General features: G+C 70.7%; 16 protein-coding genes. 9 read left to right on the top strand and 7 right to left on the bottom strand.

All coding sequences use genetic code 11. The features are described from left to right. Positions 1-55: 55 nt before the first annotated feature. Entirely contained in the window at positions 56-949 is an 894-nt protein-coding gene (locus V1633_RS07690) for a hypothetical protein (protein WP_331213492.1), read from the bottom strand. A 161-nt stretch (positions 950-1,110) separates the two neighbouring features. Between V1633_RS07690 and V1633_RS07685 the strand changes: the two genes are divergently transcribed. The 3 genes from V1633_RS07685 (at position 1,111) to V1633_RS07675 (ending at position 2,894) form a co-directional block, all read left to right on the top strand. Further along, complete coding sequence (locus V1633_RS07685; RefSeq protein WP_331213491.1) at positions 1,111-1,542, top strand: OsmC family protein; 432 nt, start codon at positions 1,111-1,113, stop codon at positions 1,540-1,542. A 155-nt stretch (positions 1,543-1,697) separates the two neighbouring features. Then, complete coding sequence (locus V1633_RS07680) at positions 1,698-2,060, top strand: metallopeptidase family protein (protein WP_331213490.1); 363 nt, start codon at positions 1,698-1,700, stop codon at positions 2,058-2,060. Positions 2,061-2,159: 99 nt separating this feature from the next. Then, positions 2,160-2,894 carry an AIM24 family protein gene (locus V1633_RS07675; RefSeq protein WP_331213489.1) on the top strand — a complete coding sequence of 245 codons (735 nt, stop codon included), beginning with the start codon at positions 2,160-2,162 and terminating at the stop codon, positions 2,892-2,894. Positions 2,895-3,023: 129 nt separating this feature from the next. Here V1633_RS07675 and pheA read toward each other — a convergent pair whose 3' ends face one another. From pheA to V1633_RS07655, 4 genes are all read right to left on the bottom strand, one after another. Next, a complete protein-coding gene (gene pheA, locus V1633_RS07670; protein ID WP_331213488.1) occupies positions 3,024-3,980 on the bottom strand; it encodes a prephenate dehydratase in 957 nt (318 codons plus the stop codon). Between the two features lie 38 nt (positions 3,981-4,018). Next, positions 4,019-4,543: a hypothetical protein gene (locus V1633_RS07665; protein ID WP_331213487.1), complete on the bottom strand. Its 525-nt coding sequence runs from the start codon at positions 4,541-4,543 to the stop codon at positions 4,019-4,021. A 113-nt stretch (positions 4,544-4,656) separates the two neighbouring features. Beyond that, positions 4,657-5,136, bottom strand: coding sequence for a hypothetical protein (locus V1633_RS07660; RefSeq protein ID WP_331213486.1), 480 nt, complete (start codon positions 5,134-5,136; stop codon positions 4,657-4,659). 188 nt (positions 5,137-5,324) lie between these two features. Next, a complete protein-coding gene (locus tag V1633_RS07655) occupies positions 5,325-6,062 on the bottom strand; it encodes a hypothetical protein (RefSeq protein ID WP_331213485.1) in 738 nt (245 codons plus the stop codon). Between the two features lie 164 nt (positions 6,063-6,226). Between V1633_RS07655 and V1633_RS07650 the strand changes: the two genes are divergently transcribed. Continuing rightward, complete coding sequence (locus tag V1633_RS07650; protein ID WP_331213484.1) at positions 6,227-7,483, top strand: arginine deiminase; 1,257 nt, start codon at positions 6,227-6,229, stop codon at positions 7,481-7,483. 32 nt (positions 7,484-7,515) lie between these two features. Here V1633_RS07650 and V1633_RS07645 read toward each other — a convergent pair whose 3' ends face one another. Next, the gene (locus tag V1633_RS07645; RefSeq protein WP_331213483.1) at positions 7,516-7,974 is read right to left on the bottom strand and encodes a hypothetical protein; all 459 of its coding nucleotides are present in this window, start codon (positions 7,972-7,974) and stop codon (positions 7,516-7,518) included. An 89-nt stretch (positions 7,975-8,063) separates the two neighbouring features. Beyond that, positions 8,064-8,213, bottom strand: coding sequence for a hypothetical protein (locus V1633_RS07640; RefSeq protein ID WP_331213482.1), 150 nt, complete (start codon positions 8,211-8,213; stop codon positions 8,064-8,066). Between the two features lie 686 nt (positions 8,214-8,899). On the opposite strand from V1633_RS07640, the gene V1633_RS07635 reads away from it, so the two are divergent. The 5 genes from V1633_RS07635 to V1633_RS07615 all read left to right on the top strand — a co-directional run bounded on the left by V1633_RS07635 (position 8,900) and on the right by V1633_RS07615 (position 12,154). Further along, positions 8,900-9,691, top strand: a complete 792-nt coding sequence (locus V1633_RS07635) for a helix-turn-helix domain-containing protein (protein ID WP_331213481.1) — start codon at positions 8,900-8,902, stop codon at positions 9,689-9,691. Next, positions 9,684-9,884, top strand: coding sequence for a DUF397 domain-containing protein (locus tag V1633_RS07630; RefSeq protein ID WP_331213480.1), 201 nt, complete (start codon positions 9,684-9,686; stop codon positions 9,882-9,884). The genes V1633_RS07635 and V1633_RS07630 overlap by 8 nt, the downstream gene beginning before the upstream one ends. Then, positions 9,817-10,125, top strand: a complete 309-nt coding sequence (locus tag V1633_RS07625; RefSeq protein WP_331213479.1) for a hypothetical protein — start codon at positions 9,817-9,819, stop codon at positions 10,123-10,125. The genes V1633_RS07630 and V1633_RS07625 overlap by 68 nt, the downstream gene beginning before the upstream one ends. Before the next feature lie 66 nt (positions 10,126-10,191). Continuing rightward, positions 10,192-10,638 (top strand): GNAT family N-acetyltransferase, encoded by a 447-nt coding sequence (locus tag V1633_RS07620; RefSeq protein ID WP_331213478.1) that lies wholly within the window; start codon positions 10,192-10,194, stop codon positions 10,636-10,638. A 283-nt stretch (positions 10,639-10,921) separates the two neighbouring features. Then, positions 10,922-12,154 (top strand): NucA/NucB deoxyribonuclease domain-containing protein, encoded by a 1,233-nt coding sequence (locus V1633_RS07615; RefSeq protein ID WP_331213476.1) that lies wholly within the window; start codon positions 10,922-10,924, stop codon positions 12,152-12,154. Positions 12,155-12,387 lie beyond the last annotated feature (233 nt).

Raw genomic sequence — 12,387 nt, 5'->3', positions numbered from 1 at the left:
GCCCGCATCGACATATGCCCGGGCCCGGAGGGCGGGACCGCCCGGTCCGGAGTGACTAGCGGACGAAGGGCTTGGTCGGACTGACGGTCAGGTCGATCGGTGCTCCCCGGCCGTCGTCGTCGACCGGTTCGGACGGGTCGGCGGAGCGCGGCCGGCGCCATGGCCAGTCCGACTGTTCGCGCTGGTCGGCGTCGACCCCACCCGAGTTGGCGCCGGCTCCGGGCGGGGCCGGTCGGTCGACGCCGGGAGCCGGGACGAAGCGGCCGGCGAGCAGCAGGGTGAGGCCGAAGATCCCGGTCCCGAGGTACGCCAGGACCAGGCCACGGCCGTGGATGGTCTCCATCCCCTCGACCTGGCCGTACACCTGTAAGCGGTCGGTGACGACGGCGTCGAGCGATCCGGTGGCGCCGGCCAGGACGGCGAGCACCGCGCCGACCCCGGCCAACCCGGCCACCCGGGCGTTGTGCCGCGACCCGGGCGTACCGAAGAAGACCAGCGCCAGACAGCCGAGCACGCCGAGCACCCCGATCAGGTATCCGGCGCCGAACGTGGTTATCTGGCCCAGGCCGTTGGTCAGCTCGATCATGCTGGCGTCCCCGACCGCGTTCTCACCGCCGTCGGGAATCCGGGTGACCGCCCACTCCTCCACCAGGGAGCCGAAGAACGCCAGCGCCCCGAGGCCGGCGACCATCGGCAGGAGGCGCCCGTCCCGGGCGAGCCGGCCGAGGGAACGTCCCGCCCGTCCGCCGCCGCGTACGCGGTCTCCCCAGGCGACGACGCTGGCGCCGGCGTCCGTTGTGGCCGTCGCGGAACTGCCCCGCCCTGGCGGTTCCTCCGGCGTGGCGGGGACGTCCGGCGCGGATTCCCGGTGGTCGGTCGCACCGTCCGGCCGGGGCACTCCGTCCTGCCGGGGAATGGGGAAGCCCTCGGCCATCTCCTGCCCCCTCACGCGGTGCGGATCCTGACGTCGATGATGGCACAGCAACCCGCCCGGTACCCGTGAGCGCGAGCCGGGTCTGCGAGTCCCGCAGCGCGACACGACCGGTTAGCCCCGCCACCCCTGCGGGGAGAGCGTCGCGTCGCCCCGGCCCATGAGCTAGCGTCGTGACCATGCCTATCCGCACCGCATCCGCCCGCTGGCAGGGCAATCTGACCGAAGGTTCCGGCACGATCCGCACCGGCAAGGGCGGACTCGAGGGGGCCTACTCGTTCAAGTCGCGTTTCGAGGAGGGGGAGGGCACCAACCCCGAGGAGCTGATCGGCGCGGCCCACGCCGGGTGCTTCTCGATGGCCTTCTCGAAGGCGCTGGCCGACGCCGGCCACACCGCCACCTCGGTGGAGACCACCGCCAAGGTGCACCTGGACAAGACCGACGCCGGCATGACGGTGACCCGGATCGACCTCGACACCGTCGGTGAGGTTCCCGGCATCGACGAGGCCGAGTTCCAGAAGCTGGCCGAGGCGGCCAAGGCCGGCTGCCCGATCTCCCGGCTGCTCTCCCCGGGCGCCGACATCTCGCTGACCGCCCGTCTCTCCGCCTGACCCGAGCAATCTTCCCGGTCGCGGTGACCGGAACCTGAGCCTGGCGGAAACCGCCGCAGGCCTGGTCACCGCGACCGGTACGCCCGCGCGCCGTCCGGGCACCCCCGCCGCCCCGCTGCGGCCGACCAGCCCGGTGGGCGTACGGGTACGGCACAATGGGTGCCGTGCCGGTCGAGATGAGCCGCGAACGTTTTGAGGAACTGGTCGCCGAGGCTCTCGACGAGGTGCCTGAGGAACTGCTCGGCCTGATGAGCAACGTGGTCATCCTGGTCGAGGACGATTCGCCGGAGGGCGAGCCGGAGCTGCTCGGCCTCTACGAGGGGCACGCGCTGACCACCCGGGGCTGGGACTACGCCGGGGTGCTGCCGGACCGGATCCTCATCTACCGGAACCCGATCCTGCGGATCTGTGACAACGACGACGACGTGGTCGACGAGATCGCGATCACCGTCGTGCACGAGATCGCCCATCACTTCGGCATCGACGACGACCGCCTCCACGAACTCGGCTGGGCGTGAACCGGCCCGGACGTCGGCCCGTGTGAGGTAGGTGGTCGGCCTCCGGCTCCTTGCACCGGTTGCCTACCCTCGCCTCAGCCACTCATCAGGAGGAACGTGATGCGCAGCGCCCTGTTTTCCGCGGAGAACCTGGAGAAGGAATCCCACCAGCCCGGCATGCGGCTGCAGAACTCGAAGATGTTGAAGATCGAGCTCAACGGCGAGGCGATGGCCCGGGTCGGCTCGATGGTGGCGTACCAGGGGAACGTGCAGTTCCAGGCGCTGGGCTCCGGCGGCCTCGGCAAGTTCCTCAAGCAGAAGCTCACCGGCGAGGGTGTCCCGCTGATGAAGGTGAGCGGCCACGGGGACGTCTTCCTCGCCGACTACGCCGCGGACGTACACCTCATCGACCTGGAGCCCGGTGACGCGTTGTCGATCAACGGTTCCAGCGTGCTCGCCTTCGACTCCACCCTGCAGTACGACATCAAGATGGTCGGCGGCGCCGGCATGATGTCCTCGTCCGGGCTGTTCAACTGTGTCTTCAGCGGTTACGGGCGGATCGCGATCACCACCAAGGGCACCCCGGTGGTGCTCAACGTGGACGCGCCGACGTACGTCGACCCGCAGGCGGCGGTCTGCTGGTCGGCGAGCCTGCAGACCGGCTACCACCGGGCCGAGCAGCTCGGTCTCGGCACGCTGCTCGGACGTCGTACCGGGGAGGCGTTCACGATGAGCTTCGCCGGCCAGGGCTTCGTGATCGTCCAGCCGTCCGAGGAGCCCCCGCTGATGGGTAGTGGCCAGCAGGGTGGCAGCCAGGGCGGCGGCGGTTTTCTGGGCGGCCTGCTGGACGACTGACCGGCCCGCCGGGCCCGACCAGGATCGGGCCGGGCCGCCGGACGACCGGCCGGGCTGCCGGGAGCGGGCCGGCCCGTCGATCGGCCGGCGCCTCGACAACGTCGGCGGCCCGCTCCGCTCGGCGGCGGGTCAGCCGAGTTCGCCGGCGCGGAGCCGGGCCAGCCAGGCCGTCGCGTCGGCGTAGTCGTGGTCGGACAGACCCGCCGGGGCCGGCACCGGCCGGTCCGCGGCTCCCGCCGCCCGGCGATGCCTGGGATACGACCCGAGGAACCGGACCTGGGCGCAGATCCGGTGCAGCCCCTGCAGTGCCTCGCCGACCCGGTCGTCGGCGACGTGCCCGGTGCAGTCCAGGAAGAAGGCGTACCGCCCGAGCGCCTCACCGGTCGGCCGGGACTCGATCCGGGTGAGGTTGACGCCGCGTACCGCGAGCTCCATCAGCACGGCGAGCAGTGCGCCGACCCGGTCGTGCGCGATGTAGACGGCGAGCGAGGTCAGGTCGTCACCGGTCCGGGGCGGCGGTGGGCCGGGCCGGGTGAGCAGGACGAACCGGGTCACCGCGTCGTCATGGTCGGCGATCTTGTCGGCCAGTACGGCCAGCCGTTGCCGGGTGGCGCTGAACGGCGCGCAGATCGCGGCGTCCTGCCGGCCCTCGACCACGGCGCCCGCCGCGGCGGAGTTGGAGAGTACGTCCACCACGGCCGCGTCGGGCAGGTGCTCCCGGAGCCAGCGCCGGCACTGGGTGGACGCCTGCGGGTGGGCCGCCACCGTGCGTATCTCGGTGAGGTGCCGGCCCGGTCGGGTGGCGAGCACGAACTCGACCGGCAGCACCACCTCGCGGGTGATCACCAGGGGATCGCCCTCGACCATCTCGTCCAGGGTGACCGCGACAACGCCGCCGATCGAGTTCTCCAGCGGCACCAGGGCGGCGTCGGCATCACCGGTCCGGACCGCGTCCAGGGCCTCGGGCACACTGCGGGCCGGCGTACGGGTCCCCCGCTCGGCGGCGGGAATCGTCCGCAGGGCCTGCTCGGCGAAGGTCCCCTCGGGGCCGAGGTAGACGAAGCGGGTCGGTGGCGTTCCGGGCATGACGTCCAGCCTACGTAACCTTCGGTGGGTCGGCGGATTCACGCGCAGGCGACGGTGCGGATTCCCGCCGGCGCTTCGACGCGTACCCGGATGTTGCACACGTCGTTGCCGGCGGTGACCAGCTTGAGCTTGTCGGCGGGCCCGGTGGTGACCACCTGGAGCAGGTCCCGGCCGGGCACCTCGATCACGCTGTACTGCCAGTCTGCGGCACAGACCGGTGCGTTCCGGAAGGTGACCCGGGCGCTGCGGGGCAGCAGGTCGACCCGACGCAGCAGCGCGACGACCTGGTCCCGGCTCGGCTGGCCGCCGCAGTCGACCGCGATCGCGCCGTTGCCGCTCGGCGTCGTGGTCGGGGTCGGTGGCGGAGTCGGGATGGCGGTGGGGGTGGCGGACGCCGTCGGGGTCGGAGTCGGGGCGGGTGGGGTCGCCGCGCGGGACTGTTCAAGCTCGGGCGGCACGCCGCAGGCTGCCGTCGCGACGCAGCCGATCAGGGTGAGCAGCACGAGGAGCGGTACGCCGCCGGTCCGTCGGCGGGCCGTCGTCGTGGCGGGTGACGGGGACATGGACAGTGCCGGATCCTCGGGCGTAGGTGGACGCCGTGGTGCTGGCGGCGGAATCTTCCGGCCAATGGTAGGGCGTGGCGTCCGGCGGGTGCCGTCGACCGGTGCGCAGCGGCTCAGACCTCGGAGAAGAAGGTCAGTGAGCCGACCACCTCGCCGTGCGCCAGGATCGGGGTGGCGATCGCGTCGACGGTGGCGTCCGCCCCGTCCGCCCCGGCGCGTTCGACCCGGAGCAGGCCCCGGGCGAGCCGCTCCGAGCTGACGGCGAGCAGCGGGGGGATCCGCTCGACGTCCTGCTCGGTCAGCTCACCCCGGGCGGCGGTGAAGTCGAGCAGTCGGAGGGTGCCGAGCAGCGGACGGCCGAAGACGGCGCGTGGGCTGCCGAACCCGAGCAGCTGGCAGCAGGCGGACGAGACCGCCGCGACGGTGGTGTCCTTGGCGATGAGCAGGCAGGGTTCGGCGGCGACCGAGACAGTGTCGCCCCACTGGTCGAAGCCGTCGCCCTCGGGCTCCGCGAATCCGGCCGGGTGCTGACCCGGCGCCGAGGTCGCTGACGGCGCGAACGCCTCCGAGATCGAGAGTTCGACGTGGGCCACCCGCGCCTCCTATTCAACTAACCTGCACACCCACGCTAGCCGGTCCGCGCCGGGAGTCGCGACTCCCGGCGCGCGCCGGACGAGCTGGGTCGTCCCGCCGCCCCCACCCGTCGGCCCGTGGTCGGCCGTTGACGGTCGGTCACGTCCTGTCGGCCGTGAATGTCCGGTGGATGCGTCGGGTGGTGACGCTACCGCCGACCGGCCGGCTTGTCAGCGGCCATTCGGCCGTCCTCGTACCACCGGTAGTCCGCCGCCGACCGGTAAGGGGCGTTCAGCCAGGTGGACGGTGACTGGGCGACCCGGGAGAGCTTCTCGGCGGTCGCCGCGCTGATCCGGTTGCCACCCGCCACGAGCAGCCGGTCCAGCTCCCGGTGCGTAGCCACCAGGCATTCCTTCGGCAGCCCGTAGACGCTGAGATCGCCGGAGCCGACGAAGGTCAGCACCGGCGTCACGGGAATGGTGAGGCCCACGGCCGCGGAGAGCGCCTTGCTGGCCCGCTTCGCGTCCCGGCGGGCCTCGGTGACGTACGCCGGCCGCTTGCCGTTGATCTGCACGACGTCTCCGGCGATCAGGACCCGGGCCCGTCCGTGGTCGGCCACGGTGACCGCGAAGAGGCCGCTGGGACCGATCGCGAGGAAGCCGGCCCGCTCGTCCCGGGACCGGTAGTCCAGGTCGAGGAGACTGGCGTCGGTCAATTCGGTACGCGGCCACTCGACAACGTGCCACGATGGACCGAGGTGGTCCAACCGGCTCAACGCCCGGGCTCCCGCCGCTTCGATCCGTCGTTCCACCCGCTCGGCCCGTCGCCGACGTGCCCAGTCCATCGGGGTCGGCCGGACGGCCTCCAGCGGTGGTGGTGAACCGGTCGGTGCGGGCGGCAGGGCCCGGGGGGCGGGCACCGCTGATCGTGCAGAGAAGACAGTCATCGTGACCTCCGGCAAAAGGTCCCTCGAAGTTATCTTCTCACTACGGTACGTGGCCAGCCCCCGGGGTCGGCAAGTCGAAGCGCCGGAGTGAGTGTGGATGAATGCCCCATTCATCCGAAGCCCTTTTTCCCGGATGGTGCCAACTGCTGCCTTACGCTGCGAGGATGACCCATTTCGTGGACAGCGAGGTGGGGCGTCTGCGCACCGTTCTCCTGCACCGCCCCGGACCGGAACTCGCCCGACTCACGCCCCGCAACAACGACTCGTTGCTCTTCGACGCCATCCCCTGGGTCGGTCGGGCCCAGGAGGAGCACGACGCCTTCGCCGCCGCCCTGCGCGAGCGTGACGTCGAAGTGCTCTACCTCGGCACCCTACTCGCCGAGACGCTGGCCGTGGCCGACGCCCGCACCGAACTCACCGAGCGGGTACTCGCCGACCCGCGACTCGGCGACACCCTGCGTCGGCGGGTCGCCGAACACCTGTCCTACCTCGACCCGGTCGCGCTCGCCGGCGTGCTGATCGCCGGGCTCGCCCACGAGGAGTTACGGCTCGGTTGGGACCGTGGCGGCGGACTGGTCTACCGGTTGATGAACCGGCAGGACTTCGTGATCGACCCACTGCCGAACCTGCTGTTCACCCGCGACTCGTCGACCTGGATCGGTGACCACGCGGTGGTGACCAGCCTGGCCATGCCGGCGCGCCGCCGGGAGACCACGCTGACCGACACCATCTACCGGCACCACCCGCGGTTCGTCGGCACCCCGTTCGGGTACGCCCCCGAACTGGAGCCCCTGGAGGGCGGCGACGTACTGCTGCTCGCCCCGGGAGTGGTGGCGGTCGGGGTCGGCGAGCGGACCACCCCGGCCGGCGCGGAGCGGCTCGCCCGCCGGGTCTTCGCCGCCGAACTGGCGCACACCATCCTGGTCGTACCGATCGCCCAGGAACGCGCCACCATGCACCTGGACACCGTCTGCACCATGGTCGACTCGGACGCCGTACTGATGTATCCACAGGTGGCGGACACGCTGTCGGCGTACACCGTGATCGCCGACGCGGACGGAGAACTCCAACTCGACGGGCCGGCGCCGTTCCTGCGGGCGGCGGCGGACGCGATGGACCTGAACACCCTGCGGGTCATCGACACCGGACTCGACCCGGTCACCGCCGAACGGGAACAGTGGGACGACGGCAACAACACCCTGGCGATCGCGCCCCGGCTCTGTGTCGCGTACGAACGCAACGTGGAGACCAACGCCCAGCTGGAACGGGCCGGCATCGAGGTGATCCGGATCGCCGGCTCGGAACTCGGCTCGGGCCGGGGCGGACCACGCTGCATGTCCTGCCCACTGGTCCGGGAACCGTTCCGCCGGACCGACCCGCCGGAGGAGGTCGCCCGGCTCGGTCAGCTCACCGGAGTGTGAGCTGACCGGTCGCTGGGTCGTGCGCGGACGACCTACGCGAGATCCAACAGACGCAGCTCGTCGCTACGGATCATCCAGTCGTCCCAGTAGCCGAGCCGCCCGCACGCGACACAGCGACTCGTGATGGCGATCGCCCTGATTCCGCCGCGATCGGCGTAGAGGGAGTAGCCCACCGCGACATTGAAGTCTTCCTCGTCGCCGTCACCGTCGCACTCGCAGACCATGATGCCGAACCTGGTGTCGTCCCAGTACTCGCCGCTGTCCGCGATGAAGTGCTCCGAGCCGCAGCCACGACATACGCGCTTCGCCGCTTGGTTCTCGAGATCACCATGGATGCCGAAGACAGATCCGCCGCACTCCGCGCACCCGCACAGCCGTACCTCATGCACGTCGTAACCCTCGGCGCCCTGCGCCAACGCGTACTCGGTGAGGTCCTTGAGATCCTCGCCTCTCGGCCAGCCGTCAACTTCGCTGATCGCCACATCCGCCATCTGACCATGCCGTCGTGGCGGTGCCGACTGTCGGACCTCGGCGCTATCTTGCCGGCCACGGCGATCCCCGAGCGTGCGCCGACCCTGGTTCAGCGGCGGCGTGGTACCCAGTGGAGGAGCTGCCCGACGATCAGCGCGGGGTGCCGGTCAGGCAGTTCCCGCATCGCGTGGGCGAGGTGGGCGCCGAGGTACATCAACAGGCCGACCCGGTCGCCCTCGAAGCCGAGGAGCAGGGACATCCGGGCCTCCCGGCACGGCCACGGGTGCTCGCACTCGCGGCAGTCGTAGGTCCGGGTCGGGAGGTGTACGCCGGCCCGGCGTTCCTGCCGTCGCCGTCGTCGTGCGGCGGACCGCTCCCAGCGTGCCCATGGCCCGATCACCGGTCACGCCCGCCCACCGCGCCGGGCGCGGTGCTCCTGTCCCGGGTGAGGGCTCCTGGCCGGCCGTTGGCCAGGTACGGGCGGGTGGGTGCGTTCCAGACGGTTCGCTGGTTGGTCGCCCGGTGTCGATCCGCAGCGGGCGGTGCCGGTGGGGTGTCCGACGTCAGGGCGCGGATCTCGGCCCGTTCGCCTCGGTCAGCTCGATCCGTGAGGGCGCCTGCGGCGGCGGCACCTGCGACGGCGCGGGCGCTGCCGGCCGACACCGGTGACCGCACCGGCAGTAGCGCCAGAGCTGCCACCAGGCACGGCGGTGGCGGGGGGTGAGAAGGCGGACGTGTCTCATCTGTTGCCTCCCGTTGGCGAGATGGGAACGGGGTGCGGCGCCGGCCCGGAGACCGGCGCCGTACCCCGTGGACGCTCCGCCCGGAGTGGAGGGGGCAGTGAGGGGGACGAGCGGGGCGCTTGACCTCCACCCTGGAGGTTTCACACCTTGTAACGAAAGGCATGCAGAGGGGAATATAGATGTCTATAGCATCCCTCTCTGCATGTGGGAGTACTACGTGAACGACTTGCGGGAAGTTCTCCGGAGGCACCGGATCGCGCGGCGGATGACCCAGGCACAGCTCGGCAGGGCGATCAAGGTGAGTGGTTCCCTGATCGCCGCGATCGAGCAGGGCCGGCTCATCCCCCAGCCCGAGACCGCCGTCCGGCTCGACGAGTTCTTCGGTACCGAGGACGAAATCCAGCAGGCCGCCGTCGAGGCCCGGCAGGACGCTCGACCGCCCTGGCTGCGGCCGTGGACCGAGCACGAGGAACGCGCGACCCTGCTCCGCTGGTGGGAGCCGCTGCTGCTGCCGGGCCTGCTGCAGACCGAGGAGTACGCCCGCGCCGTGCTGCGCGGAGGATGGCTGTCGGACGAGGTGGTCGACCGCACCATCGACGTCCGGCGGGACCGGCGGGCCGTCACGATCGACCGGCCCCAGCCGCCGAGGATTTCCGCCCTCATCGGCGAGTTCGCGCTGACCTGTGGTGAGCCCGAGGTGCGTCGGGAGCAGTTGAAACACCTGCTGGACCTGAGCCAGCGGCCGACGGTCCAGGTGCTCGTGGTGCCTCGGTCAGCCGGCCTGCATCGCGGCCTCCAGGGCGCGTTTGTGCTGGCCACGTTGCCGGCGGGCCGCCGGGCCGGCTACGTGGACGACCAGTTGCAGGGTCGGGTGGTGACGGACAGCGGAGATCTGGACCAGTTGGAAGTATCGTGGGAGATTGTCAGCGGTCTGGCCCTCCCCGTGCACACGTCACGGGACCTCATCCAGAAGGCGATCAACGATCATGACTGACCTGTCGCCCCGGTGGCGTAAGAGCACCCGTAGCGGCGCGAACCAGGGTGCCTGTGTCGAGGTGGCCGACAACCTGCCCGGCCGGGTGCTGGTCCGGGACACCAAGAACCGGGACGGTGGCACGCTTGTCTTCGGCCCGGCCGGTTGGCAGGCGTTCGTCGACCTGGCGAAGCGAATCGGCCCGGTCGGCTGACCGGTCGCCCCGACACTCACCGCTCCACCCCGACGAGGGCGCCGAGGCGCAGTGGGCGGGCGAGGCGAAGATCGCCGGCCGGGCGGTCGCCGCCGGCCCGATCACCGAAGGCCCGGCCGGCGACCGCTTCCACGCCGACATCACCGAGGTGGTGCCCACCCACCTCAACCCGGAGGCGACGATGCTGGTCATCGAGTGGTGGACGCCCAAGCACGGGCTGCGCACCGTCGCCCGCGAGTGAGGTTGGGGCGGTGGCTGTGACAAATCAACGTGTCTTCACCAGGGCAGACGCGAGCAAGGTGGGCCGATGGCGACGATAAGACGATTCGACCACGCCGACGCCCCCGCCGTGGCGGGCCTCATCCAGCGCTGCCTGCGTGAGGTCAACAGTCGGGACTATCCGAGCGAACTCATCGAGCGGATGTGCGACCACTTCACGGAACAACGCATCAAGGAACTCGCCACGCAACGACAGATGTTCGTCGCGGAGGCAAACGGGATCGCCGGCACGGTCTCCCGCGACGGCAACAAGGTCTACACCATGTTCGTGCACCCCCGGGCCGCCGGTCGCGGCATAGGACGGCTGCTCATGCGCCACATCGAGGCGCTGGCCGTGATCGACGGATATGACCGCATGGAAACCGGCGCGAGCATTACCGCCCATGACTTCTACCGCCGGCTCGGCTACGTCGACGTCCGCTCCACGGAGACAGATTTCGGCTTCAACTACATCCTGCGCCGCGATCTGCCCTGACCAAAACAACCGCCGGAGCCGGACCCAGGTGTTCCCTCATGCCGCCCTCCGGGGCAGCAGCCACGTCAGCTTGCCGTGCCGTACGACCGGTGCAGCGCGACGTCCGGCTTCATCCGTAGCCACAGAGCGGAGGCCGGCGACCCGTCCGGGAAATCGACCCGTAGCAGGTAGCTGACCCGCCGATAGACGTGCCTCCTCACGCCAGTTGCTGTCCAGTCGCTGTCCAGTCGCTCTCCGTAGGCTGTCGCCACTTTGATCACTTTCTGGTCTGCAGGAGGCGCTGATGAGTCGATTCGTGCAAAGAAAACTGATTGCCGTACTGGTGGTGGCGACCGCCGCGCTGGCACCGACGGGCGCGGCGTCGGCCGCCCCGGCCGACGCCGACCGTCTGCCGGAGCCGCCGGCCGAGGCGGTCGCCGCCGCGGAACGGGCCGGCACCGGCCCCGTCCTCACCGAGAAGTGCGCGAAGGAGCGCCGGCAGGCGGTCGCGGCAGCACGGGCCACGGCCGGCGACGCGACCGGCAAGGCGACGGTGGCGACGTGCAGCGACTACAAGCCCGCCAATGGAGCCGGCGGCGCCCGGCCCAACGCCGTTCCGAGCAACTGCCCCAGCACCTGGGGCTACACCCGTACGACGGGGTGCATCAACACCACGGCGGGGGTGATCGTCTACATCGTCCAGACCGGCGCGATCGTCGGCGGGTTCGACTACCAGGTTGTCAGCTACGCCAACGTTTCGGTGACGTCGAGGTCCTGGACGCACGAAACCGAGTTCACGATGCTGCTGGCCTGGGGCCAGGTCGCGGGCACGTTCATCCGGGGTGACGCCTGGTGTACCGGGCCGTGCTCGGGCAACCCGTCGGTACCGGACCAGTGGTTCTACGCGCTCACCGCCAGGGCGCGGATGGCCGTCACGGCCAACGCGATCACCGGTGGTGAGCCGGTCAACGTGCAGACCAACGTCGGCTGGTGGTTCTGCAACGTAGCCTGGTACAACGGCTGCACCAACGCCCTCATCGCCACGCCCCAGCCGGTGCGATGCGACACCTCGGTCCCGGGCGCGTCGCCGGGCTGCGTCTTCGGCCATGTGGTCCCGGTGTTCAACGTGTACAGCTTCGAGCATCCGAGCTTTGCCCGGCACGTGGCGCTGGCCATCGGCTACGGAATCAAGTCCCGGCTGACCCGGCTGACCGACCCGACCAGTCAACAGAACAACGGCAACCGGGCCTGCCCGGCCAGCATCCCGAAGCCGAGCAGTGACTGGAGCTGCGACGAGTACCCGTTCCGATCGACGTGGGAGGGCGCCTACACCGGCGGCCACCAGTACGGGCGCACTTTCGAGGGCTGCCAGATCGCCCCGGACATCGCGCAGGTCAGGCAACCGGGTGACAGCGGCGGGTACAGCATCTGCCTGATTCCGGCGTCGGAGAACAGCGGCGGCGGCACGGACCTCAGCGTTTTCTACCGGACCAATCGGGTGCTCGAACGTGAGGCGTTCGACGTGGTCGTCAACTGACTCCCCGCGTGTACCCCCCGAGGACCATTTGGTCCTCGGGGGGCTGTCCCTACGCGGGCTCACCGGCTTCACCGTTCGTGGCAGCACCAACCACTTCGCACCGTTGACCCTCGAAATCCTCGACGGCCCGCGCGATTCTCCATGGTCTTCGCGCTAGCGGATCACGCTCGGTGCCGGCATGGGCAGCCAATGTGAGAGCGACAGCCCAGACGCCTCGACCGAGGGCCTGACCG

It is taken from the genome of Plantactinospora sonchi (assembly GCF_036422035.1).
Lineage (GTDB): Bacteria > Actinomycetota > Actinomycetes > Mycobacteriales > Micromonosporaceae > Plantactinospora > Plantactinospora sonchi.
Note: the sequence above shows the minus strand (reverse complement) of the source record. Positions and strands in the feature narration are given on the sequence as shown.

Excerpts from the sequence above, each read along its gene's own strand:
- V1633_RS07685 (WP_331213491.1), top strand. The coding sequence starts at position 1,111 with ATGCCTATCCGCACCGCATCCGCCCGCTGGCAGGGCAATCTGACCGAA.
- V1633_RS07680 (WP_331213490.1), top strand. The coding sequence starts at position 1,698 with ATGGGTGCCGTGCCGGTCGAGATGAGCCGCGAACGTTTTGAGGAACTG.
- V1633_RS07675 (WP_331213489.1), top strand. The coding sequence starts at position 2,160 with ATGCGCAGCGCCCTGTTTTCCGCGGAGAACCTGGAGAAGGAATCCCAC.
- pheA (WP_331213488.1), bottom strand. The coding sequence starts at position 3,980 with ATGCCCGGAACGCCACCGACCCGCTTCGTCTACCTCGGCCCCGAGGGG.
- V1633_RS07665 (WP_331213487.1), bottom strand. The coding sequence starts at position 4,543 with ATGTCCCCGTCACCCGCCACGACGACGGCCCGCCGACGGACCGGCGGC.
- V1633_RS07655 (WP_331213485.1), bottom strand. The coding sequence starts at position 6,062 with ATGACTGTCTTCTCTGCACGATCAGCGGTGCCCGCCCCCCGGGCCCTG.
- V1633_RS07650 (WP_331213484.1), top strand. The coding sequence starts at position 6,227 with ATGACCCATTTCGTGGACAGCGAGGTGGGGCGTCTGCGCACCGTTCTC.
- V1633_RS07645 (WP_331213483.1), bottom strand. The coding sequence starts at position 7,974 with ATGGCGGATGTGGCGATCAGCGAAGTTGACGGCTGGCCGAGAGGCGAG.
- V1633_RS07640 (WP_331213482.1), bottom strand. The coding sequence starts at position 8,213 with ATGTCCCTGCTCCTCGGCTTCGAGGGCGACCGGGTCGGCCTGTTGATG.
- V1633_RS07635 (WP_331213481.1), top strand. The coding sequence starts at position 8,900 with ATGTGGGAGTACTACGTGAACGACTTGCGGGAAGTTCTCCGGAGGCAC.
- V1633_RS07630 (WP_331213480.1), top strand. The coding sequence starts at position 9,684 with ATGACTGACCTGTCGCCCCGGTGGCGTAAGAGCACCCGTAGCGGCGCG.
- V1633_RS07620 (WP_331213478.1), top strand. The coding sequence starts at position 10,192 with ATGGCGACGATAAGACGATTCGACCACGCCGACGCCCCCGCCGTGGCG.
- V1633_RS07615 (WP_331213476.1), top strand. The coding sequence starts at position 10,922 with ATGAGTCGATTCGTGCAAAGAAAACTGATTGCCGTACTGGTGGTGGCG.